Raw genomic sequence first — 25,627 nt, 5'->3', positions numbered from 1 at the left:
CGGCTCTCATGTGCCGCTCTCCTCCTCGATCTCGACGGCCTGGTCCAGGAAGCGGGCGAGCAGCACGACGACCGCGCCGGCGACCTCCATGCCGATGGCCGCGTTCAGCAGCGGGACGGTGCCGCCGGAGGACAAGGTGTTGAAGGTGCCGTACGGCAGCAGGGTGTTGGCGAGGAAGGCGGTGCCTCCGATCAGTCCCGCGATGCCCATGACGAGGTAGCCGGAGGCGGCGAGGGCGTCGGCGACCTCGTAGGCGCCGACCGGCCTGATGCGTTCCAGGGCCGCGTAGTCGGCGCCCAGGTAGAGCAGGTGGAGGGCGGTCGCGGCGACCACTCCGCCCTGGAAGCCGCCGCCGGGGCTGAGCTGGCCGTGGGCGATGACGTACAGGCCGCTGAGCAGGGCGACGGGCAGGACGACGAGGGCGTAGCGGCGCACCGGCGGTGCGACCTCGGCGGGCTCGGGGCGGGCACGGTGTTCGTCGTGGGTCTGGCGCAGCAGGATCACGCAGCCGAGGACGGCGGAGAACAGGATGGTCATCTCGCCGAGGGTGTCGAAGGCGCGCTGGTCGAAGTTGACGGAGGAGATGGTGTTGGCGGTCTGCCGGGCCAGCGAGGCGTGGACGGCCCGGTCGCCGTAGGGGTGGCTCTTGCCGCCGAAGTGCGGCAGACGCAGACAGGCGGCGACGAGCAGGGCGGCCAGGCCCGCACCGCCCGCGAGCAGAACCCACAGCCGGGCGCGCCGGGTCACCGCTCCCGCTCCTTGCCCTGCGCGCGCCGCTTGACCTTGCGCACGGTGAGCATCAGCAGCAGCGGCGTCAGCGCGGAGCCGACCGCCAGCTGGGAGAGCCCGGCATCGGGCGCCTGGAGCACGGTGAACAGGACGGCGAGGACGACACCCAGGAGGGACAGGACAAGGGCCTGGCGCATGGGGTCGCGGGTGGCCACGGCCGCGGTCGCGCAGCCCGCGACCAGCAGCAGTGCCACCACGATCACCGCGTCAGCCACCGCGGACCCCCCGGAATCCACCGGACAGGGCCCGCGAGGCGATGATGTTCCCGCTGATCAGCAACGCGCCGATGACCAGCAGTTTCGCCATGGCCCGGCCGGGCCCGGTGGCGACGCACAGGGCGATGACGGCGGCCGCGCCGAGGCCGGCGACCGTCAGGGTCGCGCCCCAGGCGCGCGGCGGGTCCTCGGCGAGTTCCTCGGCGAGCAGCCGGGCGAAGACGAGGGTGCCGACGGGCCCGAGGAGGGCCAGGACGAGGCCGAGGTCGACGTAGGAGGGGCGGTTGTAGGCCTGGGAGAGCAGCAGCAGGCTCGGACAGGCGAGTGCGGTGGACAGGTTCTGGGCCACGACCCGGCGGCGCAGCGGACCGGTGGTCACGCCCCACAGCGCGGTGCCCAGTCCGCCGGCGAGGCCGAGGGCGGCGGCGAGCGTCCAGCCGTTCACGCCCCTCCCACCGCCCGCCGTGCACCGCGGGCCACGAAGGCGGCCACGAAGGCGCAGCCCCCTCCGACGACGAGTTCCAGCGTGTCGACGGTGCTGATGAGTACCAGCCACAGCAGGCCGAGCGCGATCCACCAGCCAAGCAGCTCGGCCACGGTGAACAGGGCCGTACGCGGGGTCACGCGCCACCTCCTCGGGCTCTGCTCGCACACCGTCACGGGCGGGATGTCCGGTACGTCCGTCCCGCGGCATCCAAACATCGCGGCGGGCGCCTCGGGTGACGGCGCGCTGACTTCCCTCGCCGGAGTGCCCCTACGGCGGGAAGGGAAACCGCGGGGCCGTCCGGCCGAGTCGGCGGGCGGCGGCATTCTCGGCTGCCGAGCGGGTAACCGCCTTACAACGCAGGGAAGTTGAAGACTGGAGGACCTGATGGGCCGTGCAGCCTTACGACCACGTGCAGCGTTGCGCCTGCGTACCACCAAGACCGGCACGTCCGAGAAGCCGAAGAAGCTCAAGAAGGCAGAGAAGCCCCAGAAGCCGGAGAAGTCGAAGCCGGAGAAGTCGAAGAAGCCCGGGAGCAAGTCGCGGCCCGCCCCTCGTGAGCGGCATGTACTGGCCCTGCCGATCCGGCTGCTGGCGATGCTCTGCGCGTTCGTGTTCATGGTGGCGTTCGCGGCGGTACTGGCCCGGCTGACGCTGGAGCCCTCCCCCGCGTCCGTCGCGATGGCACACACGAACCTGCACCCGGGGAGCACACTGCGGGCCTATCTGGATCAGCCGGCCCTCAAGGACGCCGTGAAGCAGATCGGCGGCAATGTACTGCTCGGGGTCCCGTTCGGTGTCCTGGTGCCGGTCGTCGCACCGCGGACCCGCGGCCTGCTGCGGGTGCTGATCCTGACCGCGGTGGTGATGCTGCTGGTGGAGTTCGCCCAGGGGGCACTGATCGAAGGGCGGGCCTTCGACATCGACGACGTCATCCTCAACACCACCGGCGCGCTGATCGGGTACGTCCTGCTCGGGCGGCGGCTGAGCCGGGCGGTGCACGCACGGGAGAAGCTGCCGCGACGGGAGGCGAAGCGGGCAAAGGGCGCATAGTCCAGCCGCTCGACTCCTGGTCCGTACCAAAGTATTGACGCCTACTTATCTCACTTCTTAAATCAAGAGGCGACGCCTTCACCCCCACCCCGGTCGGCGCCTCCGGGCGCCCGGCCGCCGTACGGAAGGAAGTGCCGTGGCCTCCCCACGCCTGCTGCGCAGATGTCTGCTCGCCGCCCTGTCCGCCGTGCTGGTCGCGTCCGCCGCGACCGGTGCGGCGCACGCGGATCCGCCCAGGGCGGCGGCCGCCGCGGTGGCCTTCTCCGACACCTTCGACGGGCCCGCCGGGGCCGCGGTCGACTCCTCGAAGTGGCAGACCGAGACCGGAGACAACGTCAACAACCATGAGCGGCAGTACTACACCTCGGGCAACAAGAACGCGGCCCTGGACGGCCAGGGTCACCTCGTGATCACGGCCCGGCGCGAAAACCCGGCCAACTACCAGTGCTGGTACGGCACTTGCCAGTACACCTCGGCCCGGCTGAACACCTCTGGGAAGTTCAACGCCCAGTACGGGCACGTCGAGGCGCGGATGAAGATCCCGCGGGGGCAGGGCATGTGGCCCGCGTTCTGGATGCTCGGCACGCCGGTCAACTGGCCGGACTCGGGCGAGATCGACGTCATGGAGAACGTCGGCTTCGAACCGTCCACGGTGCACGGCACCATCCACGGCCCCGGCTACTCGGGCTCGGGCGGCATAGGCGCCGCCTACACACTCCCGGGCGGCCAGGCCTTCGCGGACGCCTTCCACACCTTCGCCGTCGACTGGGCGCCCGACTCGATCACCTGGTCCGTGGACGGCAACGTCTACCAGCGCCGCACGCCGGCCGACCTCGGTGGCAGGACCTGGGTGTTCAACAAGCCGTTCTTCCTGATCCTGAACCTGGCGGTCGGCGGCTACTGGCCCGGCGACCCGGACGGCTCGACGTCCTTCCCGCAGCAACTGGTGGTGGACTCGGTGTCGGTCACGACCGGCGACTCGGCCGGCGGAGCGGCGATCAGGGGGCTGGCCGGAAAGTGCGTCGACGTCGCCGGGGCGAATTCCGCCGACGGCACCCCTGTGCAGCTCTACGACTGCAACGGCACCGCCGCCCAGCAGTGGACCGTGGGCTCCGACGGCACCCTGCGCGCGCTCGGCAAGTGCCTGGACGTCACCGGCAACGGCACCGCGGACGGCTCGACCGTCCAGCTGTGGGACTGCACCGGCGGCCCGAACCAGAAGTGGACGGTCAACGGGGCGAACGACATCGTCAACCCGCAGGCGAACAGGTGCCTCGACGTGACCGGGAACAACTCGGCCAACGGCACCCGGCTGCAGATCTGGACCTGTTCGGGCGGCGGCAACCAGAAGTGGACGGTCGGCTGAGCCGAGACGTCGGTGACGGACTTGGCCTCACCGATCACTTCGCCGTCGATCTCCACGATCCGGAACGGCGGCCTGCCCGGCTGCACCTGTGGAGCCGGCGCGGTCGCAGGAGCTGGTGCGCAGTCTCCCGGGGGCGGTTCAGGGGCGACGCCAGTCGTCGCTCCTGAGGTGGGAGCCCGCCTGCGGGCCCATCCGGAGCATGCCGCCGCCGACGCTCCAGGAGGCGCCGGTGACATAGGAGGCGTCGGGGCTCGCCAGGAAGGCGATGACGGCGGCCACCTCGCGGGCGTCGCCGGGGCGTCCGGCCGGGATGCCGGGGCGGGGCTCGGTCTGCACGTCGGTGTCCTCCTGGCCGGTCATCGGGGTGGCGATCTCGCCGGGCGCCACCGCGTTGACGGTGATGTCGTACTCGGCGAGCTCCAGGGCCATGACCTGGGTGAGCAGTCCGAGGCCGCCCTTGGCGGCGCAGTACGGGGCGGCGCCGACCCTCGGCTGGTGCTCGTGGACGGAGGTCACGTTGACGATCCGGCCGCCGTCGCCCTGCCGGATCATGTGCCGCGCCGCCCGCTGTCCGCACAGGAAGGGGCCGATCAGGTCGACCTCGACGATCTCGCGCACCGCGTCCAGCTCCAGGTCGAGGAAGGGCGTCATGGTGCCCGTACCGGCGTTGTCGACCAGTACGTCGAGGCGGCCGAGCCGTTCGCACAGCTCGTCGACCGTGTCGGCCGCGGTGGGCAGCCGGGTGAGGTCCAGCTGCGCCACGGCGGCCCGCTGACCGTGGGCGCGGACCCCGTCGGCGGTCCCTTCGGCGCCCTTGCCGTCGCTGTTCCAGGTGATGCCGACGTCCATGCCCGCGCGGGCCGGCCGGACGGCGGTGGCGCGGCCGATGCCGGAGCCGGTGATCACGGCCACCTCGGCGGCAGCCGATGTGGACATCGCCAACCTCCCGGGGCGCTGCGTGGTTGCGCATCGCAGTACCCGGGCGCATGCGGGACAAACCGTGCAGGCTGCCCGCGGCTGGGGAACCCTGGAGGAGGAGGTGACCATGGACCCCGTCGAGGCACTGGACCGGATCGCGTTCCTGCTGGAGCGGTCCCTGGCGCCGACGTACCGCGTCCGCGCCTTCCGTACGGCGTCCCGCGTCCTGGCGTCCCTGCCCGCGGACGAGGTGCGCGAGCGGGCGGACTCCGGGTCTCTGGAGTCGCTCAAGGGGGTCGGTCCGAAGACCGCCCAGGTCGTCCGGGAGGCGCTGGCCGGTGAGGTGCCCGGCTATCTGCGGAAACTGGAGGGCGAGGCGGAGAAGCCGAGCGAGGACCGTGCCGGTGCGGCGCTGCGGGCCCGGCTGCGCGGGGACTGCCATCTGCACTCCGACTGGTCGGACGGCGGCAGTCCGATCGAGGAGATGGGCCGGGCCGCGAGGGCCCTCGGGCACGACTGGGCGGCGCTCACAGACCACTCCCCCCGGCTGACCGTGGCACGCGGCCTGTCGCCCGAGCGGCTGCGCGAGCAACTGGACGTGGTGGCGGAGCTGAACGAGACGTGGGCACCGTTCCGGCTGCTGACCGGCATCGAGTGCGACATCCTCGACGACGGCTCGCTGGACCAGGAGCCGGAGTTGCTGGAACGGCTCGACGTGGTCGTGGTGTCGGTGCACTCCAAGCTGCGCATGGACGCCCGCCCGATGACCCGCCGCATGGTGACCGCCGTACGGAATCCGCATTCCGATGTGCTCGGGCACTGCACGGGACGGCTGGTGACCGGGCGGGGGCGGCCCGAGTCGGAGTTCGACGCCGACGAGGTGTTCGCGGCGCTTGCCGAGACGGGCACCGCCCTGGAGATCAACAGCCGGCCCGAGCGGCTGGATCCGCCGCGGCGGCTGTTGCGCGGGGCGGTGGCCGCGGGCGTGCTGTTCTCGGTCGACACCGACGCGCACGCGCCGGGTCAGCTGGACTGGCAGATCCTCGGTTGTGCCCGGGCCGAGGAGTGCGAGGTGCCGGCCGAGCGCGTGGTGAACACCTGGAGCCTGGACGACCTGCTGGCATGGACCCACTCGCGGCGCACGCCCGCAGGAGTGGCAGGCACCTGACGTGGTACCCGGGCGCCGCAAGAGCAAGGGAGCGCGCATGGAACGGGCGGCCGTGTTCGACGTCGACGGAACCCTCGTCGACACCAACCACCTGCACGTGGTGACCTGGTGGGAGGTCTTCAGACAGGCAGGCCACAAGGTGCCCATGCACACCGTGCACCGCTGCGTCGGCCTCGGATCCGAGGACCTGATCGCCCGGCTGCTCGGCGACCGACGGGACAAGGACCAGGACGCCGAACTCAGCGCCGCGCACAGGGCGTTGTACGGCCAGTACTTCGACCGGCTGCCCGCTTTCGAGGACGCCGGACGGCTGCTGCGGCGCCTCGACCACCACGGCTGGACGGTGGTACTGGCCACCTCCGCGAGCGGCCCGGAACTCTCCGCGCTGCGCCGCGCGATCTCCGCCGACGACGCGATCACCGCCACCGCGAGCGCGGACGACGTGGAGGAGGGAAAGCCGGCCCCCGAGCCCGTCGAGCACGCCCTGGAACTGGCCGGGGTCCCCGCGGAACGGGCGGTCTTCGTCGGAGACACCGTGTGGGACATGCGGGCGGGCAGCCAGGCGGGCGTGCGTTGCGTGGGCGTGCTGTGCGGCGGGATTCCGCGCGCCGACCTGGAGGGGGCGGGTGCGGAGGCGGTGTACGACGACCCCGCGCACCTGCTGTCCGCCTTGGAGAACAGCCCGCTGGCGTGAGTGCCCATACGGGTGACGCAGATCACCGCGCAAGGCGCCGAACACCGGAACACCAGTGGGTAGTTCGCCGTTGAACAATCCGTGGGTGCGGATGGGACAGTGTCCCCGGGCCTCACCATTCGCCCACAGGGACGATCGTTCGGCTGAAGCCCTGTGGAGCCTTTCGCCGAGAGGCGACCGCCATCCGTGCCCACCCGTCGGCGAGCCCCGACCGGCCTCCCCCGTCCGGTCGGGGCTCTTTCCTGCCCCGCCTCACCACACACGCGGTCTCGACTGCGCTTGACTTCGAGAGCACTCCAATTCGTAGCGTTCTCGGCATGAGCACTGGCACTGCACAGCACAAGATCGGATCCGGTTTCGGCGCCACCAGCACGGCTGACGACGTCCTCCAGGGCGTCGACCTGACCGGCAGGCTCGCCGTCGTCACCGGCGGCTACTCCGGGCTCGGCCTGGAGACCACCCGCGCCCTGACCGAGGCGGGCGCCCAGGTGGTCGTCCCGGCCCGCCGCCGGGCCGCCGCGGAGGAGGCGCTGACCGGGCTCGCCGGCGTTGAGGTGGACGAGCTGGACCTCGGCGACCTGGAGAGCGTGCGCGCCTTCGCCGAGCGGTTCCTCGCCTCCGGGCGGAACATCGACCTCATGATCGACAACGCCGGGATCATGGCGTGCCCCCAGACGCGGGTGGGTCCCGGCTGGGAGGCCCAGTTCGCCACCAACCACCTGGGCCACTTCGCCCTGGTCAACCGGCTGTGGCCGGCCATCGCGCCCGGCGGCGCCCGCGTCGTCTCCGTCTCCTCCCGCGCCCACCACTTCTCGGGCATGCGCTGGGACGACGTCCACTGGAGCCGGGGCTACGACAAGTGGCAGGCCTACGGACAGGCCAAGACCGCGAACGTCCTGTTCGCCGTTCACCTCGACAAGCTCGCCCGCGACGCGGACGTGCGCGCCTTCTCCCTGCACCCGGGCGGCATCATCACCCCGCTCCAACGGCACATCCCCAAGGAGGAGATGGTCGAGCGCGGCTGGATCGACGAGAACGGCACCGTGCTCAACCCCGCGGGCTTCAAGACCCCCGAGCAGGGCGCAGCCACCCAGGTGTGGGCGGCGACCTCGGCCCAGCTCGACGGCCTGGGCGGTGTCTACCTGGAGGACTGCGATGTCGCCGAACTCGCGGTGGACGGCGAGACCAGTGGCGTCAAGGACTGGGCCGTCGACCCCGACCAGGCCGCGCGCCTGTGGGAGTTGTCGTCAGAGCTGACGGGCGTGAACGCCTTCGCCTAGGAGCCACCCGGTTCCCGGGGGCTGTACAGGGCGGCCGGCGCACCGGTCGCCAGGGCCCAGTAGCGGTCTCCGAAGGACCAGTGCCACCACTCGGTGGGGTAGTTGACCAGCCCGGAGGCCGTCAGCACCCCGCCGAGCAGGCCCCGGTTGGCGCGGGCCTCGTCCGTGATGTGGGCGGCCTGCGTGTAGCAGGCGCCGTCGCTCTGCTCCGGGCTTGCGTTCATCTCCGTGCCCAGGTCCAGTTCGCGGCCGTCGGCGTCGGCGAGGGTCAGATCGACGGCCGCGCCCGCGCTGTGCGGGGCGATCTCGGGCGGGGAGACATAGCGGCTGGCGGCGCTGCGGATGCGGTCCGCGGACCAGTCGGGGTGTGCGGCGCGCAGTTCGCCGGCGTACCCCTCGAAGTAGCGGCGCTGCAGGGCCGGCGGCCGGTATCCCTCCACGAACAACAGACGCAGGCCCTCCGGCAGCAGGGCCTGTGCGGCCAGGAGACGGTCGAGGACGCCCCGGCGCAGATGGACCTCGGCGCCGTTGGAGTCGTTGTACTTGCGATCGTCGACCAGGAGCTTGTCTCGTACGTCGACGAGAGGCTCGCCGTTGTCCACCACGGGGACGTCGGCGACCCGGGCGTCGGACATCAGGATGATCTCGCTCATGTCCTGATCATTCCCCGGCCTCCCGGCCAGGAGCCGCCGGGTCGGCCATGAACTCCCGCAGGTCTGCGGCGCGTTACCAGGCGTGGGTGATGAACAGGCCGTGGCCTGCGTTCTCCTGCCGGCCCGCATGACCGCGGGGCCCCAGCCGTCCGGGGTGTCCGCCGTGCGGGCCACGCCGGTCCGTAGTCGACGCAGCGCAGCTGTGCACCGTCGGCGGGGCCGGCGAAGTACGGCGTGGGACGTCCTCCCGCGATCCGGTGGGGTGGTTACGTCCTCCATGGTTCCGGGGGCCGGTAAGGGGCGTGGATCACCTCCGAGGTCGTCCGGCGGAGTCCGCGTGCCCGCGCCCCGGCCGGGTACTCGGTCACCCCGTTTCGGACCGTGCCGCCGGAAGGAGCCCGAAATGAGCAGCGCAGTGGGCAGCAGGATCGTGGTCACGGGTGCCACCGGCAACGTCGGCACCAGTGTGGTGCGCCTCCTCTCGGAGGACGCGCAGGTGGGTTCCGTACTGGGTCTGGCCCGGCGGATTCCCGACTGGTCGCCCGCGCGGACGGAGTGGTCCGCGGTAGATCTGGCGTCCCAACAGGCGGACCTGGTCAAGGAGTTCGCGGACGCCGACGCGGTCGTCCATCTGGCGTGGGCGTTCCAGCCCACGCATGATCCGGCGGCGACCTGGCGCACGAACGTGCTCGGGAGCATCCGGGTCTTCGAGGCCGTCGCGGCGGCCCGGGTACCGACGCTCGTACACGCGTCGTCGGTGGGCGCCTACTCTCCGGGACCGAAGGAACACGCGGTGGACGAGTCCTGGCCGACGCACGGCTGGCCGGATGCCGCGTACTGCCGGGAAAAGGCCTATCTGGAGCGCGCCCTGGACACCTTCGAACGCGATCATCCGGAGGTGCGGGTGGTCCGGATGCGGCCCGCCTTCCTCTTCAAGCGCGAGTCGGCGAGCGAGCAGCGCCGGATCTTCGGCGGCCGCCTCCTCCCTGGCCCGCTGGCGCGTCCGGAGCTGCTGCCCTTCCTCCCGGACATCCCCGGTCTGCGGGTCCAGGCGCTGCACACCGACGACGCGGCCAGGGCGTACGTCATCGCGCTCGGCACAGAGGTCCGCGGCGCCTTCAACCTGGCGGCCGAGCCCTGGGTGGACGCCGAACTGCTCGGCGAGATGCTGGGCACCCGTCCGGTCCGGCTCCCCCGCGTCGCGGCCCGCTCGGCGATCGCCGCCGCCTGGGGACTGCATCTGCTGCCCGCGTCGCCGCACCTCTTCGACGCGGTGCTGCGGCTGCCTCTGATGGACTGCACACGCGCGCGTGCCGAGCTGGACTGGCACCCGGAGCATCAGGCGACCGAGGTGCTGGAGGAGTTCCTGCAGGGCCTGCAGCAGGGTGCGGGGGCACGGACCGAGCCGATGCGGGGGCGCAAGGTGGGCTGACCGCCCGCGGAACCGGCGCAGGCCTACGCCGACGCCTCGTCGAGCCGTTCGCGCTGCGGCACCACCGTGTACCGGGGGTCCTTTGCCGACGCGATGCCCGCCGCGAACACGCCGAAGCGGGTGCAGGCGGACCCCGCGAGCAGGGCGAGCCCGGAGGCGACCGCGCCGCCGCGCCGTCCGCCGAAGAGGGCGCCGGTGACCGCACCCCCGGCGGTGAGCACCTGCGCGGCCCGCAGCAGCGCGCCGGCCCGGCCCTCCCGCCAGGTCTCGGCGACCATGCCCAGGCGCCGCTCCGCCGCCTTCGTCACCGCGGCGTCTGCCAGCGCCGCCAGCCCGGCGGCACACCGGGCCGGAGCGTTCTCGTCCGTGGGTCCGACGACGAGCGCCATACCGGAGGCCGCCGCGGTCGCGGACGCCGCGAAGAGGTACGGCAGCTCCCGGTGGACGCCGTGCCAGGCCGGAACCGCGGTGTCGGCGGCCAGGACGGCCGTGTATGTGGCGACCACCGGGCCCAGCAGTGCGGCGGCGCCGGTCGCCGCGCCCCCGAGACGCGGCGACCGGTCGGTCACGGCGCTCGCGGCGGCCGCACCCGCCGCGGGACCGTAGGCGCCGAGCAGCCAGGACCCCATGCTCATGGGCGAGGTCGGCTTGAACACCCGCAGCATGTTCGCGAACCGGCTCGGTTTGCCGAGGTCGTGGATCAGCACGGCGGCCGACAGGGAGACCGCGGCCAGCGAGGACACCTTGAGTGCGGTCGCGGTCGTCGTACGTCCGGTCAGGTGCGCGCCCGCCGCGAGCACCGAACCGGCTCCCGCGAGACCGCCGAGGAAGAAGTAGCCGGCGATGTCGGGCGCCGCCCAGGAGGGTGCCTTGATGACGGGGCGGCCGTAGTACGACTCGAAGTCGGCCCGGGGAACGACGGGCTGCTCTCCCCGGCGCCGCCTGCGTCCCGCGCGCCCGGTCGTGCTCATCGCCGGCCCCTTCCCGTGAGCGCGAAGCAGGCCGCGAGGCCGCCCAGCAGGGACAGGGCCGCCGTACCGGCGTGCTGCCACATGGCGGGCAGATCCCGGGTGGTGACGACTGGGTCCGGCGGCAGCCCGTACACCTCGGGCCGGTCCAGCAGCAGGAAGAAGGCTCCGTCGCCGCCCACGCCGTCGTCGGGATCGTGGCCGTAGAGCCGGGCGTCGGTGACGCCCGCCTCGTGCAGCTGGTCGACGCGCAGCGCGGCCCGCTCGCGCAGTTCGTCCAGCGGGCCGAACTGGATGGACTCCGTCGGGCAGGCCTTGGCGCAGGCCGGTTCCCGTCCCGCGCCGAGGCGGTCGTAGCACATGGTGCACTTGAACGCCCTCCCGTCGTGCGGGCGTTGCTCGATGACGCCGTACGGGCAGGCGGGCACACAGTAGCCGCAGCCGTTGCAGATGTCCTCCTGGACGACGACCGTGCCGAACTCCGTGCGGAACAGCGAGCCGGTGGGGCAGACGTCGAGGCAGGCGGCGTGGGTGCAGTGCTTGCACACGTCGGAGGACATGAGCCAGCGCAGTTCGCCGTCGCCGCCCACCGGTGTCTCTTGAGCGGTCGACTCACCCTGGGCCAGCGGGAGTTCGGTGCGTCCCTCGGGGCGCGGCTGTTCGATGAAGGCGACGTGCCGCCAGGTCGAGGCGCCGAGCGCCTGCGTGTTGTCGTACGACATGGCGGTCAGCGACAGCCCGTCCTCCGGGATGGCGTTCCACTCCTTGCAGGCGACCTCGCAGGCCTTGCAGCCGATGCAGACGGAGGTGTCGGTGAAGAAGCCGACGCGTTCCTCGCTCACTTGCGCACCTCCGTTCCGGTGTCCGGGGTGATGCCTGCCCGGCTGCGGTACTCGGCGACGAGTTTCGGCAGGTCCGGGCCGCGCGGGCGACGGCCCGCGCGGATGTCGGCGGTCAGGGCCTTGTCCTCCTGGATGTGGGCGTTGGGGTCGAGGGCGATGGCCATCAGCTCGTTGGCCGCATCGCCCCTCGCGACGCCGTTGGGCCCCCAGTGGAAGGGCAGGCCGATCTGGTGGACGGCGCGGCCCTCCACCCGCAGCGGGCGGATGCGGTCGGTCACCAGCACACGTGCCTCGACGGCGTTGCGGGCGGTGACGATCGTCGCCCAGCCGCCGTTCTCCAGTCCGCGCTCGCGGGCCAGCGCGGGCGAGACCTCGCAGAAGAACTCCGGTTGCAGCTCGGAGAGATACTCCGACCAGCGGCTCATCCCGCCCGCCGTGAAGTGCTCGGTCAGGCGGTGCGTGGTGACGACGTACGGGAAGACCTCGGCGCCCTTCTCGTCGCCGCTGGGGTGGTAGCGGTTGCCCTCGCGGGGCATCAGGTGGCGCACCGGGTTGCGCGGGGTCGAGGGATGCAGGGCGTTGGGGAACGGCGAGTCCTGCGGCTCGTAGTGGGTGGGCAGCGGGCCGTCCTCCAGGCCGGCGGGCGTGTAGAGCCAGCCCTTGCCGTCGGCCTGCATGATGAACGGGTCGTCGCCGCGCAGCGCGTCCGGGCCGGTCGCGTCCTCGTCGGGCTCGAAGTCGGGTGCGCGGTCGGGGACGAAGTCCGGGACGTCACGTCCGGTCCACCTGCCCTGCCCCGGGTCCCACCAGACGTATTTCTTGCGTTCGCTCCAAGGCGTGCCGTCGGGGGCGGCGGAGGCGCGGTTGTAGAGGATGCGGCGGTTGGCGGGCCAGGCCCAGGCCCACTCGGCGGCCACCCAGTCCTGCTCCCACTCGGGCTTCTTGCGGGCGGCCTGGTTGACTCCGTCGGCGTAGACACCGCAGTAGATCCAGCAGCCGCAGCGGGTGGAGCCGTCGTCCTTCAGCTCGGTGTAGGCGCTGAGCGGGTCGCCGCCGGGTCCGTGGCCGCTGATCTCCGCGAGTACGGCGTCGGCCGCGGGTTCGTCGAGTTCGCCGTCGACCGGGTAGTCCCAGACGAGATCCAGGACCGGCCGGTCCATGGGGTCGGTCGAACCGGCCAGTTCCTCCTTGATGCGGCGGCCCAGGTGGTACATGAACCACAGGTCGCTGCGGGCGTCGCCCTCGGGTTCCACGGCCTGGTGGTGCCACTGCACCCAGCGGTTGGTGTTGGTGAAGGAGCCGGACTTCTCGGTGTGGGCAGCGGCCGGGAAGAAGAACACCTCGGTGCCGATGTCCTCGGTGCGCAGCTCTCCGGTCTCGATCTCGGGGCCGTCCTTCCACCAGGTCGCCGACTCGATGAGGGAGAAGTCCCGGACGACCAGCCAGTCCAGGTTGGCCATCCCGAGCCGCTGCAGACGGGTGTTGGCGGAGCCGACCGCCGGGTTCTCGCCCATCAGGAAGTAGCCCTTGCAGTCGCCGTCGAGCTGGGCCATCACCGTGTCGTAGGTGGAGTGGGAGCCGGTCAGGCGTGGCAGGTGGTCGAAGCAGAAGTCGTTCTCGGGGGTGGCGGCGTCGCCGTAGTAGGCCGTCAGCCTGCTGAAGGCCTACTACGGCGTCGCCGTAGTAGGCCTTCAGCAGGCTGACGAGGTAGGACCGCATCTCGGACCAGAAGCCCTTCACGGTGCGGGTCGTCTCGACGAAGTTGTCGAGGTTCATGTCCTCGTGGGCGTGCGGCATCGGGATGTAGCCGGGCAGCAGGTTGAACAGGGTGGGGATGTCGCTGGAGCCCTGGATGGAGGCGTGGCCGCGCAGGGCCTGGATACCGCCGCCGGTGCGGCCGATGTTGCCGAGCAGCAGCTGCAGGACGCAGGCGGCCCGGATGAACTGTGCGCCGGTGGTGTGCTGGGTCCAGCCGACGGCGTAGCAGAAGGCGCTGGTGCGCTCGGGGCCGGAGTTGCTCGTCAACGCGTCGCAGACCTGCCGGAAGGTCTCGCGGGGGATGCCGCAGACCTCCTCGACCATCTCGGGCGTGTAGCGGGCGTAGTGTCGTTTGAGGATCTGGTAGACGCAGCGCGGGTGCTGGAGGGTCTCGTCGGTGGGGGCGCGGTGGCCGGTGCGGGCGCCGCCGGAGCCGTGGGCCTCGGCGCCGGCGGACTTGCGGGTGCGGTCCTCGTAGAGTTCGTCGGCCTCGCCGGCCGGCTGCTGGATCTCCACGCCCTCGTACTGCCAGGTGGCGGGGTCGTAGTGCTTCTTCTCCTCGTCGAGGCCGGAGAAGACGCCGTCGAGGTCCTCGGTGTCGCGGAAGTCCTCGCCGACCAGGGTGGCTGCGTTGGTGTAGTTGAGGACGTACTCGCGGAAGTCCTTCTCCTCGGTCAGGACGTGGTTGATGATCCCGCCGAGGAAGGCGATGTCGGTGCCCGCGCGGATCGGCACGTACAGGTCGGCGAGTGCGCTGGTGCGGTTGTAGCGCGGGTCGACGTCGATGATGGTGGCACCGCGCTTCTTGGCCTCCATCACCCACTGGAAGCCGACCGGGTGGCACTCGGCGAAGTTGGAGCCCTCGATGACGATGCAGTCGGCGTACTGCAGGTCCTGCATGAAGGTGGTGGCGCCGCCGCGGCCGAAGGAAGTGCCGAGGCCGGCGACGGTGGAGCTGTGGCAGACCCGGGCCTGGTTCTCCACCTGGACCACGCCGAGGCCGGTGAGCAGCTTCTTGATCAGGTAGTTCTCCTCGTTGTCGAGGGTGGCGCCGCCGAGACCGGCGATGCCCAGGGTGCGGGCGGTGCGCATCCCGTCGCGCTCCCATTCCCAGGTCTCCCGCCGGGCGCGCAGGACCCGTTCGACGACCATGTCCATGGCCGTGTCGAGATCGAGGGTCTCCCAGTCGGTGCCGTGCGGACGGCGGTAGAGGACCCGGTGCTCACGGGCCGGTCCGGTGGTCAGCTGAAGGGTCGCCGAACCCTTGGGACACAGCCGTCCGCGGCTGACCGGCGAGGCGGGGTCGCCCTCGATCTGGACGACCTTCTCGTCGCGTACATAGACCTGCTGCCCGCAGCCGACCGCGCAGTAGGGGCAGACAGACTGCACCACACGCTCCGCACTGTCGGTGCGAGGACGCAGGCCGTCGGTGTACGAGGATTTCGCGGCGCTCCCCCGGCCTGTGCGGTCCGTGCCGGTGAGCTGCCGGTAGACGGGCCACGCGCGGACCCGGTCGCCGATACCCATGATGGCTCCCTGTATCGGTCAGGCGGTGGGCTCGTCCGGAGCGGGGTGCTCGGGGTGGACGGTCGCCGAACGGGGCCCGTCCCGGCGGCCGGTACCGGCCTCGTCGGTGTCGGGCACCTCACCGTCCGGCTCCTGCGCCTCCAGGTCCGGAACGGGGATGTCCAGCGGATCCTCGCCCTCGTGCACCTGCTGGTCGGGCAGGTCCCGTGGCACGGATTCACCGCCCTGGCCTGTGTCACGCCGGTCGGCCACGGCGCACTCCCTTCACGTCGTCGAGCGAGACGCGAGTACCTCCGGCAGTGGTGGCCGAAACCTGGGGGTGCCTCAGCGCCCCGAAGGGACGGGGGGAACGGCGCGACCAGCCACAACGCAGCAGCAGTCGCTCGACAGCCCATCCCGGCACTTACGGAGCGCGTTCCTCCATCGCCGTCCGCCAAGCCGGCACCGGCCCCTCGGGCACCGGCTCCAGCCGCCGCCCGCCCCGGGCGAAGAAGTCGGCCAGAGGCAGAATCGCCGCACCGACGGTGACAGCGTCGGGCCCCAGCCGCCCAAGATCGATGGCCACCTTCTCGGCCGGATGCCGCAGCGCATAGGAGGCCGCGTACCGCCGCACGGCGGGCAGGAACCGCGCCCCCAGCTGAAGCCCCGCCCATCCCCCGATGAGAATCCGCTCGGGCTGGAACAGGTTGATCAGATCGGACAGCCCGGCCCCCAGATACTCGGCGGTCTCCTCCAGCACTGCGAGCGCCACCGGATCGGCCGGCCCACCCCCGGAGGGATACGCCGACGCAAGCATCGCCGTGAGGGCGGTCTCCTCGTCGGCGTCCTTCGGGGGCCGTCCCCCCTCCTCCCGCCACCGCTCCAGCAGGGACTCCGCCCCCGCATACGCCTCCAGGCAACCGAGCGCACCGCACCGGCAGCGGCGCCCCCTGACCCGTACGGTCAGATGGCCCCACTCGACCGCCCGCCCGTGCTCCACCTCGGGCGTCACGAGACACGCGCCGACACCGGAGCCGAAGAGGACGACGATCGCATTGCGAGCGCCGCGTCCCGCACCGAACCACATCTCGGCCTGCCCGAGGGTCTTGGCCCCGTTACCGATGAAGTACCGCACTCCGTCCGGGAGTCGGGAGGTCGAGCGGAGCAGCGCCTCCAGCGGCACGGCGTCCCAGCCGATCGTCTGGCCGTGCACCACGGCGCCGCGCTCCGGGGTGTGTTCGACGATGCCGGGGACGCCGATGCCGACGCCGAGGAGCTGTTCGGGGCCGATGCCGGCGCCGGCGAGCACCTCGGCGATCCCGTCGCGGATGTGGCCGACGATGACCTCGACGTCGTAGCGCTGCTGTTCCAAGGGCCGCTCGGCGCGGGCGAGTTCGGTGAGGGTGAGATCGAACAGCTCGACACGCACCCGGGTCTCGCCCACGTCGACACCGATCATGTGGCCGCTGGCGGGCGCCACGCGCAGCAGGGTGCGGGGGCGGCCGCCGTCGGAGTCGACGCTGCCGGCCTCCTCGACCAGGCCGTCGGCGACCAGGTCCGCGACGACGTTGCTGACCGAGCCGGAGCTCAGCCCGGTCACCGGGCCGAGCTCGAAGCGGCTGAGGGGCCCGTCGAAGTAGAGCCGCTGCAGCACGACCGTGCGGTTGGCCCGCCTGAGGTCGCGCACCGTGCGCCCGTTCCGCCCCGCCATATGGTTCCTTTCGCGCCCTGTCCGACCTGCAACATACCTCTGCGGACGGACTTGGCGCGATATTCCTCCAACCCTTAGTTCACGATGTGAGCTAAGAGGTGGCCTCCTCGATCTCGTCCAGGGCGGCCACGAGTTCCGGTGCGACCGCCTCCTCTCGCCACCGGATGTCCCCCTCCCCCATCGCCCGCGGGACCGTCTCGACCAGCATGATCAGGTAGAGGTAGGCGCGGTAGAGGGCGAGACGGAGGAGGGCCGGGCGGTCGAATTCGGCCCGCCCGCCGCCCTCCCGGTACCCGGTGAGGAACGCCTCGTCCTTCCTGATGTCCCCCAGCAGCGCCAGGGAGACGAACTCGGCCAGCGGGTCGCCCCAGAACATGCGCTCCCCGTCGATGAGCCCGCCGATGCGGACGGACTCCGCCGAGCGCTCCACGAGGATGTTGCCGTCCCACAGGTCGAAGTGGACGAGAGCGGGAACGGTCACCCCGTCGAGGGCGCCGTACGCGACACGGAGCGTGCCGGCGATCTCCTCGACGGGCCTGGGCAGCCGGGCAGCGAAGCGGCGGGCGTCGTCGAGAATCGCGTCGAGCATCCCCGTGAAAGCGGTCCGCCAGTCGGGCGCGAGGGGGCCGAGGGCGCCGGACGGGTAGCCGAAGGCGGTTCCGGTGACGCGATGCAGGGCGGCCACCTGGCAGCCCAACTCCGTGCGCAGACATGCTCGTTCGGACTCGGTGAGGGATCCGTCCCACGGTTCGCCGGAACAAGCCGTCATCAGGAGTACGGGGCTCTCGTCGTCCAGGGCGACAAGCCGGGGCGCCGGCACCCCGGCCGTTTCGGCGCCGCGGTAGAACTCCGCCTCGGCGACGAGGAGCCGGCTCTCGTAGCGCAGTCCCGGGGCGTCCGGCGCGACCTTCACTACGTAGCGGCTGCCGTCGGTGAGGCGGAGTTCCTCGACGGTGTTGTAGGTGCCACCCGTCAGGGGGCGCAGGTGGGCCAGCCGGTCGGGAGGGATCTCCGCGTACTCCAGGATGCTTCGGGCCCGTTCCCAGGAGTCCACCACCGTGCGCCCACCTCTCCCCTCGGTCAGCCGGCCGCGTACACGTCCTCGATGTAACGGCCGTCCGCGATCAGTGCGTCGAGCCACCTTTCGGCCGCCGCGTGGTGGGCGCCCGGCGTGCGGTCCCGGTACAGCGTACGGAACGCGTCCCGCACACCCGGCGCCATTTTCGAACCGTCGCCGCAGACGTACACCCGGGCCCCGGCGCCGAGCAGCTCCCACACCTCGTCGGCCTCGGCGGCGATGCGGTGCTGCACGAACGTCCCCTCGGTACTGAAGGCGGGGCGCAACGACACGGCTGAAGCGGAATCCGCGTCGCGCAGCTCCTCGGCGTGCAGGAAGTCCGCCTCGGGTGCGTCGCAGCCGAAGTAGCAGACGGCGGGGGCGAGTTCGGCGCCGGCGGCGAGGGAGGCCATGCGGTCGGCGACTGCCCCGCGGAAGGGGGCGAGGCCCGTTCCCGCCGCGACCATGATCACCGGAGCGGAGTGGTCCAGCCGGAAGGCCTCCCGGCACGGCTGGACCCGGGCGAGGATGGTCTCGCCGGGTTCGACTGCGGCGAGGTGACCTGACCCGGTCCCCCGGTACACGCCCTTGCCGGAGCGTGCGGGGGCTTCGAGCAGGGAGACCATGAGGTCCGCGCGGCCGGGGTCGACGGCGGGCGAGGAGGAGATGGAGTAGTGGCGCGGGCGCAGTGGCGTCAGGATCTCCAGGAGCTGCGGCCAGTCGAGGGCGCCGCGCAGGGCGGGGTGGTCCTCGATCAGCTCGACGAGGGTGCGCGGGTCGTCGCCGGTGAGGGAGGCCAGGGCCGCACGCTCGGGCGGGCAGGGGTTTGCGGCGGCGAGTGCGACCAGCTGGGCGGGCGTCGCCCGCTCCTGCAACTCGACTTGGTAAGTGAACAGTTGACGTACCGTCAAGGGCCGGTCGACCGCGAGCCCGTCGCGGCGCGGGCGGGTGGCGCGGATGTCGAGCACGGTGTCGGGGGCGACGCCGAGTGCGGCGGCGGCCCGGTCGACCAGGTCCGGGGCGTTGACGGGCAGCACGGTGAGGTGGTCGGCGGTGCGGTAGGCGGTGCCGTCCGGGAGCGCGACGCGGACGAAGCGCTTGCGGCGCGGGTGGCCGGGGGCGGTGAGGTCGTACGCCTCGGTGACGGTCATCGGGAGGAGGCCGTGCCGTTCGGCGAGGGTGTCCAGGGGGCCGCCGGTGAGGGTGCGGACCTCGTACGCCGTGGTGGGCTCGTCGTCGGCCGCCGCGGTGGCGTCCGGGTCGCCGTACCGCTCCAGGACCGCAGTGCGCAGGCGGGCCGTGAAGTCCCGCGCGGCGCCGGTCAGATCGCCCGAGGCGTCGGCGGCGCCGCGGTCGACGAGACGGGTGGCGCCGAGTTCGGCGAGGCGGTCGTCGATGCGGGTCGGGACGTGCTGGTAGGTGGCGGCCCAGTTGCGGTCGCCGACGCCGAGGACGGCGTAGGTGACGTCCGTCAGGTCGTGGGTGTCCTCGAGCCAGGCGACGAAGGCGGTGGCGTCGTCGGTGGGGCGGCCGTTGTAGGAGGCGGCGGTGATGACGACGGGCCGGTCGGTGGGCAGGCCGTCGGGGTAGGCGTCGAGGGGCGCGACCTCGGTCTCGCAGCCGATCCCGGCGGCCTCGTCGGCGAGCCCGGCGGCGAATTCTCGGCAGGTGCCGTAGTTGCTCCCGTGCAGGAAGAGGACGCCGGTGCCGGGGCGGACGCGGGTGGAAAGGGTGCGCGGGCCTTGGCTCTGCGGGGTCTCGGCCGGACGGGTCCCGGGAAGAACACCGTGTTCGCGGTCGGCGGTGGTGCGCGGGGTGAGGGTCAGCGTGAAGCCCTCGGGCTTGAGGGTGAGGGTCTCCTTGACGTGGAGCGCATAGCCGGTGTGGTCGTGCAGGCGGTAGCGGTGGACCAGCATCGCCAGCAGCATGGTCGCCTCGTGCAGCGCGAACTGCCGCCCGATACAGGCGCGTTCGCCGGTGCCGAAGGGCTTGAAGGCGTGCACCGGCCGGGCCGCCTCCGCCTCGGCGGTGAACCGGGAGGGGTCGAACAGCTCGGGGTTGTCGCCCCAGACGGGCTGGCGGTGCAGCATCGGGGCGAGCACGGTGACGGCCTGCCCGGCGCGCAGCGGGATCCGGCCCCCGAGCACGGTGTCCTGGAGCGCGTGCCGGCTGAAGGCGGCGGCCGTGGGCCACAGCCGCAGGGCCTCGTTGAGGACCTGGCGGGTGTACGTCAGCCTGCCGACCTCGTCGTACGTCGGCTCGGGGTCTGCCTGGTCGCCCCAGAGGGCGTCAGCCTCACGCTGGACGAGCTGGAGCGCGGTGGGGTGCTTGGCGAGGTAGTAGAGGGCGAAGGACATCGCGCCGGAGGTCGTCTCGTGGCCTGCGATCAGGAAGGTGATGACCTGGTTGCGGATGTTGGCGGTGTCGAGGGTGGTGCCGTCGGCCGGGTGCCGCGCGCTGAGCATGAGGCCGAGCAGGTCCCCGGCGCCGGTCTGGTCGGTGCCGGTGCGGGAGGCGATGACGTCGTCGACGACCTGCGTGAGGTAGGCGGAGTCGTCGCGGAAGGCGGCGTCGGCGGCCGAGTAGTCGCGGCCGGGGGTGCGGGCGAGCCGGGTCATGCTCCACTCCAGGCAGCGGACCATGGACTCGACGAAGGGGTGGGGCTCGTCCCGCCCGAAGGACCCGAAGTCGTAGTCGAAGCCGGCGAGTCCGATGGTGTCGAGGGTCATCCGGGTCATGTCGTCGGGCACGTCGACGGGCTGTCCCTCACGGGCGGCCCGGTCCCAGGACGCGATGAGCCGCTGGGCGACCTTCAGCATCACGGGGTGGTAGGTGCGCATCGAGCCGAGCGCGAAGGCGGGCATCAGGATGTCGTGCGCCTTGGCCCAGTTGGGCTCGTCGTTGTACGCGGTGAACAGCCCGTCGGCGGTGAACTCACGGACGTTCTCCAGCGCGGGCCCGACATGCTTGGCGAACCGCGTCTCGTCGGCGAGGTCGGCCACCAGGTCCAGGTCGCCGACGAACAGTGCGTCCCGCCCGTGCAGCCGCCGTACGAGGACCGGGCCGTGCTCGCGCATGAGGTCCATGACCTGCTGGATCGGTGCGCGGCCGGGGCCGGTGGCGGTGATGTCGACGAGGGGGACCGCGGGGAGGGCGTCCGCGGTGTGGGGGTGCAGGGCGGTGGGGGGCATGGCGCGACAACTGCCTTTCGCGGTACGGGAGTACTGCGATCAAGGTTGGTCGAGCGGATCCGGCCGCCCGCGCCACGGGACTACACGATCGTGTAGTCAAGAACTTCCCCCGGGGCTTGCGGAAGCCGTCAGGAGGGGATCTCGTCCTCCGTCGCGAACCCGGAGGGCCGAGCGGTGGTCCCCCGGGGGATCAGGCGGGTCGGCAGGACGATGTGCCGCTCGTGGTCCGCCTCGGGGTCGTTGATCAACCGCAGGACCAGCTCGCCCGCCATCCGGCCCATCTCGGAGGGCGACTGGGCCACCGTGGTCAGATCGAACCACTCGGCCAGCGGCTGGTCGTCGAAGCCGAGGACGGACATCGCCTCGGGCACCTCGATCCTGGCCCTGCGCAGGGTCCAGATGAGGGTGGCGGCGAGCTCGTCCTGTTCGGCGAAGACCGCGGTGGGCGGCTCGCGCAGGCCCAGCAGCTGCCCCAGCGCCTCGGCGACGGCGCGCTTGTCCTCGGCCGGAGCGGCCACCACGAGCGAGTCGTCCACCCGAACGCCCGCCTCGGCGAGCGCCTGCCGGTAGCCGTGCAGCCTCGCGTGCGAGCTGAAGGAGAAGCCGGTGGCGCCCGGGCTCTGCATGAAGGCGATGCGGCGGTGCCCGAGGTTCAGCAGGTGCCGGGTGCCACTCAGGGCGCCGGCCGCGTCGTCGACGTACACGCTCGGGCGTCCCTCGGCGTGCTGGCTGACGTAGATGACGGGCATCCCGAGGTCGTCGAGCCGGGCGCCCTCCTCGTCGGTGAGGTCGAAGCAGTGGACCAGCAGCGCGTCGGCGTTGCGTCGGGCCGGCAACTGCTCGAAGAACGAGGCGCGTTCGGCCAGGTCGGGTATCACGTAGACGGCCAGCTCCATGTCCGCCGCGCGCAGCAGCGGGCCCAGGCTGGACAGGGCCGAGCCCATGAACCACGACTTGAGGGTGGGGACGAGCACCGCCACCACACCGGTCCTGCCGGTCACCAGGCCGGAGGCCTGCCGGGAGACCGCGAAGTTCAGTTCGCGGGCGGCCTGTTCGACGCGGGCGCGGACGTCCGGCGAGACGCTCGACAGGCCGCGCAGTGTGCGGGAGACGGTGGACGTGGAGACCCCGGCCCGTTCGGCGACGTCGGACATCGTGGGGTGCCGTTGAGCTGCTGGCATGGGCGGACGTTAGCACAGGCGTGCACTGGCACGCCTTCCGATGTGACAGCGCTGTCACGGCATTACTTACGCGTAACGCATTGACGCACCCCCCAGCCTCCTCCTAGCTTGCAAGCGTTGTCACGCTGACCACTAGAAACTGGAGATGATCCACCATACATACGGTGTGACCTGCGCATTCCATGCTGCAATCGCTATCCGGGAGTAACTTTGAAGAACAGGAAGACCAGAGCGCTGCGGCGCTCCGGTGCGCTGTGCGCGGGGCTGGCCGCCGTCGCCGCGTGCGGTACCGGCGGCGGCTCGGTGTCGACCTCCGCGCGCGGCCCCATCACCTACGTCGCCGGTGCCGACAACACCGGCACCGTGCGGGCGGTGCTCGACCGCTGGAACAAGCTGCACCCGAGGGAGAAGGTGACCTTCGTGCAGCTGCCCACCGATCCCGACGCACAGCGGCAGCAGATGATCCAGAACGCGGCGACGAGGTCGGACGCCTTCACCGTTCTGTCCCTGGACGTCGTATGGACCTCGGAGTTCGCGGCGCACCGCTGGGTGGACCGGCTGTCCGAGAAACACTTCCCGCTGGGGAAGATGCTGAAGCCGATCGTCGCGACCGGCATGTACCGCGGTGGCCTGTACTCCGTCCCGGCCAGCTCCGACGGCGGCATGCTGTACTACCGCACCGATCTGCTGAAGCAGGCCGGAATCCACCGACCGCCGGTCACCTGGGCCGAGTTGAAAGCCGACTGCGCCGAGGTACGCAAGCTGCCCGCGGCCAAGGGCGTGTCCTGTTACGCGGGCCAGTTCCAGAAGTACGAGGGCCTGACGGTGAACTTCGCCGAGGCCGTGAACTCCGCGGGCGGTGTCGTCACCGACGCCCGGGGGCGCCCGCACCTCGACACCCCGCAGGCCAGGAAGGGCCTGGAGTTCCTGGTCCGCTCCTTCCGGGACGGCACCATCCCCAAGGAGGCCGCCACCTACCAGGAGGAGGACGCCCGCCGCGCCTTCCAGTCCGGCAGGCTCGTCTTCGAACGGCAGTGGCCGTACATGTATCCGCTGGCGAACAGGAAGGACGGCTCCAGCAAGGTCGCCGGAAAGTTCGCCGTCGCCCCGCTGCCCGGCCTGAACGGGCCGGGCGCCTCCAGCCTCGGCGGCCACAACCTGGCCCTGTCCGCCTCCGCGCGGAACAAGGCCACCGCGCTGGACTTCATCCGGTTCTTCACCAGCCAGGAGACCCAGCGGTTCTCACTGGCCTACGCACCGGCCGCGCCCACGTACCAGGCCCTGTACCAGGATCCGCACCTGGTGAAGAAGTATCCGTACCTGCCGGTGCTCAAGCAGTCGATCCTGCACGCGGTGCCGCGGCCCCGGGTCTTCGGCTACGGCGATGTCACCGCGGCCGTCCAGCGGGAGGTGTTCGCCGCGCTGACCGGGGCCAAGAGCAGCGCCGGCGCGCTCAAGGACCTGCAGCGGGACCTGCGGCAGCAGGCGGCGGGGAAGTGAGGAGACACGGCATGGCAACCACCCACAACCCGCCCGAGACCCTCGACAGGCCGGAACCGAAGACGTGCGGGAACGCCACCGGTCGGGTTCGCCGCCGCACGGCCACCTCCGGCGAGGGCAGACTCGGCGCTCTCCTCGTCTCTCCCACGCTGCTGGTCCTGGCGGTCGTCGTCCTGTATCCGACGGTCGTGGCGCTGAAGGACTCCTTCTACGGCACCCCGGGCCTCGACCCGAAGACGGGGTTCGTCCGCGACCACGACCCGTTCGTCGGCGCCGACAACTACACGGCGATCTTCGGGGCGGCGGGTGACCGCTTCTGGAACGCCTTCTGGAACACGACGTTCCTGACCGTCACCACAGTCACGCTGGAGACGGTGCTCGGCATCGCGATGGCGCTGATCATGCACCGTGCGCTGCGCGGCCGGGCGGTCGTCCGCGCGTCCATCCTCGTGCCATGGGCGATCCCGACCGCCGTCACGGGTCTGCTCTGGCGCTGGGTCTTCAACAGCGACGGGGTCGCCAACGCCCTGATCGGCCGTCAGATCCTGTGGACCACCGAGGGGTTCCACGCGAAGGTGGCGGTCATCGTGGCCGACGTGTGGAAGACGGCTCCGTTCATCGGTTTGCTGGTGCTGGCCGGGATCCAGGTGATCTCGAAGGAGGTGTACGAGGCGGCCCGGATGGACGGGGCGGGCGGGCTGCGCCAGTTCTGGAGCATCACACTGCCGCTGGTCAAACCGGCGCTGCTGGTGGCCGTGCTGTTCCGCACGCTCGACGCGCTGCGCATGTTCGACCTGCCGTACATCCTGATCGGCGCGCAGAAGACGTCCGTGGAGACGCTGTCCATGCTCGCCCAGGACCAGGCCGCGAACGTGCGCTTCGGGCCGGCCGCGGCCTACGCGGTGATCCTCTTCGGCTACGTCTTCCTCGTCGCGCTGGCGTTCGTCCGGCTGCTGGGCGCCGACGTGGTGCCGCGCCGCCACAAGGAGGTGGCCGCATGACCCCCACCGCCCTGCACGCGGTCGTGCGCAGAGCACTGCTCTGGCTCGGGGTCGCCGCCGTCGTCGCCTACTGTCTGGCGCCGTTCTACTGGATGCTGGTCTCCAGCCTGCGCCGCACCTCGGACATCTTCGACAACTCCGTCCTCCCCGCGCGGATTTCCTTCCAGAACTACCGTGCGGTCCTCGACCCGTCCGAGGGATTCACCCGCGCGCTGCTCAACAGCCTTGTCGTGGCGGGCATCACGACGGTATGTGCTCTGCTGCTGGCGACGTTCACGGCGTACGCGATGGCGCGGCTGGAATTCCGTTTCAAGCGGTTCGTGCTGACGCTGATCATCGCCACGTCGATGTTCCCGGTGGTGTCGATCGTGGTGCCGCTGCTGAAGATGTTCGTCGGCTTCGGCTGGATCAACACCTACCAGGCGATGATCGTGCCCAGCCTGTCCTTCACACTGCCGCTCGCGGTGTGGAACCTGACGGCGTTCTTCCGGCAGATGCCCGACGAACTGGAGCACGCGGCCATGATCGACGGCTGCACCCGCGGCCAGGCGTTCCGCCGCGTCATCATTCCGCTCGCCGCGCCCGGCATCTTCACCACCGCGATCATCACCTTCATCGCGGCCTGGAACGAGTTCCTCATCGCGCTGTCGATGACGAACAAGCCGGACATCCAGACCGCTCCCGTGGCGATCTCCAAGTTCGCCGGGGCGACCCAGTTCGAGACGCCGTTCGGCAGCCAGATGGCCGCCGGAGTCCTGGTCACCGTTCCGCTCGTGGTCGTGGTGCTGCTGTTCCAGCGCCGGATCGTGGCCGGTCTCACGGCCGGCGCGGCCAAGTAGTTCTGCTTCCCACTGATTTGC

At 71.4% G+C, this 25,627-nt stretch carries 22 protein-coding genes and 1 pseudogene; 9 read left to right on the top strand and 14 right to left on the bottom strand.

The genetic code is table 11. The features are described 5' to 3' along the window. Nucleotides 1–6: 6 nt before the first annotated feature. Genes LJ657_RS12300 through LJ657_RS12285 form a run of 4 tightly spaced genes read right to left on the bottom strand, consistent with a single transcriptional unit; the run spans nt 7 to nt 1,628 of the window. Entirely contained in the window at nt 7–747 is a 741-nt protein-coding gene (locus tag LJ657_RS12300; RefSeq protein ID WP_232648548.1) for an MnhB domain-containing protein, read from the bottom strand. Then, nucleotides 744–1,004, bottom strand: coding sequence for a Na(+)/H(+) antiporter subunit B (locus LJ657_RS12295; RefSeq protein WP_232648547.1), 261 nt, complete (start codon nt 1,002–1,004; stop codon nt 744–746). The genes LJ657_RS12300 and LJ657_RS12295 overlap by 4 nt, the downstream gene beginning before the upstream one ends. Next, nucleotides 997–1,449 (bottom strand): MrpF/PhaF family protein, encoded by a 453-nt coding sequence (locus LJ657_RS12290; protein ID WP_232648545.1) that lies wholly within the window; start codon nt 1,447–1,449, stop codon nt 997–999. Before LJ657_RS12290 ends, LJ657_RS12295 begins: the two co-directional genes overlap by 8 nt. Continuing rightward, a complete protein-coding gene (locus LJ657_RS12285) occupies nt 1,446–1,628 on the bottom strand; it encodes a hypothetical protein (RefSeq protein ID WP_232648541.1) in 183 nt (60 codons plus the stop codon). The genes LJ657_RS12290 and LJ657_RS12285 overlap by 4 nt, the downstream gene beginning before the upstream one ends. 247 nt (nt 1,629–1,875) lie before the next feature. Between LJ657_RS12285 and LJ657_RS12280 the strand changes: the two genes are divergently transcribed. Both LJ657_RS12280 and LJ657_RS12275 read left to right on the top strand, forming a co-directional pair. Then, a complete protein-coding gene (locus LJ657_RS12280; RefSeq protein WP_232648540.1) occupies nt 1,876–2,541 on the top strand; it encodes a VanZ family protein in 666 nt (221 codons plus the stop codon). Nucleotides 2,542–2,677: 136 nt separating this feature from the next. After that, nucleotides 2,678–3,907, top strand: a complete 1,230-nt coding sequence (locus tag LJ657_RS12275) for a ricin-type beta-trefoil lectin domain protein (protein WP_232648538.1) — start codon at nt 2,678–2,680, stop codon at nt 3,905–3,907. Nucleotides 3,908–4,045: 138 nt separating this feature from the next. Here the strand turns inward: LJ657_RS12275 and LJ657_RS12270 are convergent, their stop codons facing one another. Then, nucleotides 4,046–4,843 carry an SDR family oxidoreductase gene (locus tag LJ657_RS12270; RefSeq protein WP_232648534.1) on the bottom strand — a complete coding sequence of 266 codons (798 nt, stop codon included), beginning with the start codon at nt 4,841–4,843 and terminating at the stop codon, nt 4,046–4,048. Nucleotides 4,844–4,952: 109 nt separating this feature from the next. Here LJ657_RS12270 and LJ657_RS12265 point away from each other — a divergent pair, with 109 nt between their 5' ends. The 3 genes from LJ657_RS12265 (at nt 4,953) to LJ657_RS12255 (ending at nt 7,967) form a co-directional block, all read left to right on the top strand. Then, nucleotides 4,953–5,993, top strand: a complete 1,041-nt coding sequence (locus LJ657_RS12265; RefSeq protein ID WP_232648869.1) for a PHP domain-containing protein — start codon at nt 4,953–4,955, stop codon at nt 5,991–5,993. Between the two features lie 37 nt (nt 5,994–6,030). Further along, nucleotides 6,031–6,687: an HAD family hydrolase gene (locus LJ657_RS12260; RefSeq protein WP_232648533.1), complete on the top strand. Its 657-nt coding sequence runs from the start codon at nt 6,031–6,033 to the stop codon at nt 6,685–6,687. A gap of 317 nt (nt 6,688–7,004) precedes the next feature. Continuing rightward, nucleotides 7,005–7,967, top strand: coding sequence for an SDR family NAD(P)-dependent oxidoreductase (locus tag LJ657_RS12255; protein WP_232648531.1), 963 nt, complete (start codon nt 7,005–7,007; stop codon nt 7,965–7,967). Here LJ657_RS12255 and LJ657_RS12250 read toward each other — a convergent pair. Next, a complete protein-coding gene (locus LJ657_RS12250) occupies nt 7,964–8,620 on the bottom strand; it encodes a M15 family metallopeptidase (protein WP_232648530.1) in 657 nt (218 codons plus the stop codon). The two genes, LJ657_RS12255 and LJ657_RS12250, sit on opposite strands and share 4 nt — an antisense overlap. 403 nt (nt 8,621–9,023) lie before the next feature. On the opposite strand from LJ657_RS12250, the gene LJ657_RS12245 reads away from it, so the two are divergent. After that, nucleotides 9,024–10,052, top strand: a complete 1,029-nt coding sequence (locus tag LJ657_RS12245) for an SDR family oxidoreductase (RefSeq protein ID WP_232648528.1) — start codon at nt 9,024–9,026, stop codon at nt 10,050–10,052. A 23-nt stretch (nt 10,053–10,075) separates the two neighbouring features. Here LJ657_RS12245 and nrfD read toward each other — a convergent pair whose 3' ends face one another. From nrfD to LJ657_RS12205, 8 genes and pseudogenes are all read right to left on the bottom strand, one after another. Then, complete coding sequence (nrfD, locus tag LJ657_RS12240) at nt 10,076–11,023, bottom strand: NrfD/PsrC family molybdoenzyme membrane anchor subunit (RefSeq protein WP_232648527.1); 948 nt, start codon at nt 11,021–11,023, stop codon at nt 10,076–10,078. Continuing rightward, entirely contained in the window at nt 11,020–11,862 is an 843-nt protein-coding gene (locus LJ657_RS12235; protein ID WP_232648525.1) for a 4Fe-4S dicluster domain-containing protein, read from the bottom strand. Before LJ657_RS12235 ends, nrfD begins: the two co-directional genes overlap by 4 nt. After that, a pseudogene (gene fdh / locus LJ657_RS12230) lies at nt 11,859–15,147 on the bottom strand (formate dehydrogenase). Before fdh ends, LJ657_RS12235 begins: the two are co-directional and overlap by 4 nt. A gap of 18 nt (nt 15,148–15,165) precedes the next feature. Continuing rightward, a complete protein-coding gene (locus LJ657_RS12225) occupies nt 15,166–15,399 on the bottom strand; it encodes a hypothetical protein (protein WP_232648524.1) in 234 nt (77 codons plus the stop codon). A gap of 151 nt (nt 15,400–15,550) precedes the next feature. Then, entirely contained in the window at nt 15,551–16,837 is a 1,287-nt protein-coding gene (locus LJ657_RS12220; RefSeq protein ID WP_232648522.1) for an ROK family transcriptional regulator, read from the bottom strand. Nucleotides 16,838–16,928: 91 nt separating this feature from the next. After that, nucleotides 16,929–17,894, bottom strand: a complete 966-nt coding sequence (locus tag LJ657_RS12215) for a phosphotransferase family protein (protein ID WP_232648520.1) — start codon at nt 17,892–17,894, stop codon at nt 16,929–16,931. Nucleotides 17,895–17,917: 23 nt separating this feature from the next. Beyond that, on the bottom strand, nt 17,918–21,085 hold the full coding sequence (locus tag LJ657_RS12210) for a bifunctional cytochrome P450/NADPH--P450 reductase (RefSeq protein ID WP_232648518.1): 3,168 nt from the start codon (nt 21,083–21,085) through the stop codon (nt 17,918–17,920). A 128-nt stretch (nt 21,086–21,213) separates the two neighbouring features. Continuing rightward, nucleotides 21,214–22,266: a LacI family DNA-binding transcriptional regulator gene (locus LJ657_RS12205; RefSeq protein WP_308117024.1), complete on the bottom strand. Its 1,053-nt coding sequence runs from the start codon at nt 22,264–22,266 to the stop codon at nt 21,214–21,216. A gap of 210 nt (nt 22,267–22,476) precedes the next feature. Here LJ657_RS12205 and LJ657_RS12200 point away from each other — a divergent pair, with 210 nt between their 5' ends. Genes LJ657_RS12200 through LJ657_RS12190 form a run of 3 tightly spaced genes read left to right on the top strand, consistent with a single transcriptional unit; the run spans nt 22,477 to nt 25,606 of the window. Further along, entirely contained in the window at nt 22,477–23,766 is a 1,290-nt protein-coding gene (locus LJ657_RS12200) for an ABC transporter substrate-binding protein (RefSeq protein ID WP_232648508.1), read from the top strand. 11 nt (nt 23,767–23,777) lie between these two features. Next, nucleotides 23,778–24,767: a carbohydrate ABC transporter permease gene (locus LJ657_RS12195; RefSeq protein ID WP_232648507.1), complete on the top strand. Its 990-nt coding sequence runs from the start codon at nt 23,778–23,780 to the stop codon at nt 24,765–24,767. After that, nucleotides 24,764–25,606, top strand: coding sequence for a carbohydrate ABC transporter permease (locus LJ657_RS12190; RefSeq protein ID WP_232648506.1), 843 nt, complete (start codon nt 24,764–24,766; stop codon nt 25,604–25,606). Before LJ657_RS12195 ends, LJ657_RS12190 begins: the two co-directional genes overlap by 4 nt. Nucleotides 25,607–25,627 lie beyond the last annotated feature (21 nt).

Source organism: Streptomyces guryensis, from assembly GCF_021261325.1.
GTDB classification, from domain to species: Bacteria; Actinomycetota; Actinomycetes; order Streptomycetales; family Streptomycetaceae; genus Streptomyces; species Streptomyces guryensis.
This window is presented reverse-complemented; position numbering and strand designations above follow the sequence as displayed.

Coding starts and splice junctions, on each gene's coding strand:
- LJ657_RS12280 (WP_232648540.1), top strand. CDS start 1,876: ATGGGCCGTGCAGCCTTACGACCACGTGCAGCGTTGCGCCTGCGTACC.
- LJ657_RS12260 (WP_232648533.1), top strand. CDS start 6,031: ATGGAACGGGCGGCCGTGTTCGACGTCGACGGAACCCTCGTCGACACC.
- nrfD (WP_232648527.1), bottom strand. CDS start 11,023: ATGAGCACGACCGGGCGCGCGGGACGCAGGCGGCGCCGGGGAGAGCAG.
- LJ657_RS12265 (WP_232648869.1), top strand. CDS start 4,953: ATGGACCCCGTCGAGGCACTGGACCGGATCGCGTTCCTGCTGGAGCGG.
- LJ657_RS12220 (WP_232648522.1), bottom strand. CDS start 16,837: ATGGCGGGGCGGAACGGGCGCACGGTGCGCGACCTCAGGCGGGCCAAC.
- LJ657_RS12245 (WP_232648528.1), top strand. CDS start 9,024: ATGAGCAGCGCAGTGGGCAGCAGGATCGTGGTCACGGGTGCCACCGGC.
- LJ657_RS12255 (WP_232648531.1), top strand. CDS start 7,005: ATGAGCACTGGCACTGCACAGCACAAGATCGGATCCGGTTTCGGCGCC.
- LJ657_RS12270 (WP_232648534.1), bottom strand. CDS start 4,843: ATGTCCACATCGGCTGCCGCCGAGGTGGCCGTGATCACCGGCTCCGGC.
- LJ657_RS12190 (WP_232648506.1), top strand. CDS start 24,764: ATGACCCCCACCGCCCTGCACGCGGTCGTGCGCAGAGCACTGCTCTGG.
- LJ657_RS12195 (WP_232648507.1), top strand. CDS start 23,778: ATGGCAACCACCCACAACCCGCCCGAGACCCTCGACAGGCCGGAACCG.
- LJ657_RS12210 (WP_232648518.1), bottom strand. CDS start 21,085: ATGCCCCCCACCGCCCTGCACCCCCACACCGCGGACGCCCTCCCCGCG.
- LJ657_RS12205 (WP_308117024.1), bottom strand. CDS start 22,266: ATGCCAGCAGCTCAACGGCACCCCACGATGTCCGACGTCGCCGAACGG.
- LJ657_RS12250 (WP_232648530.1), bottom strand. CDS start 8,620: ATGAGCGAGATCATCCTGATGTCCGACGCCCGGGTCGCCGACGTCCCC.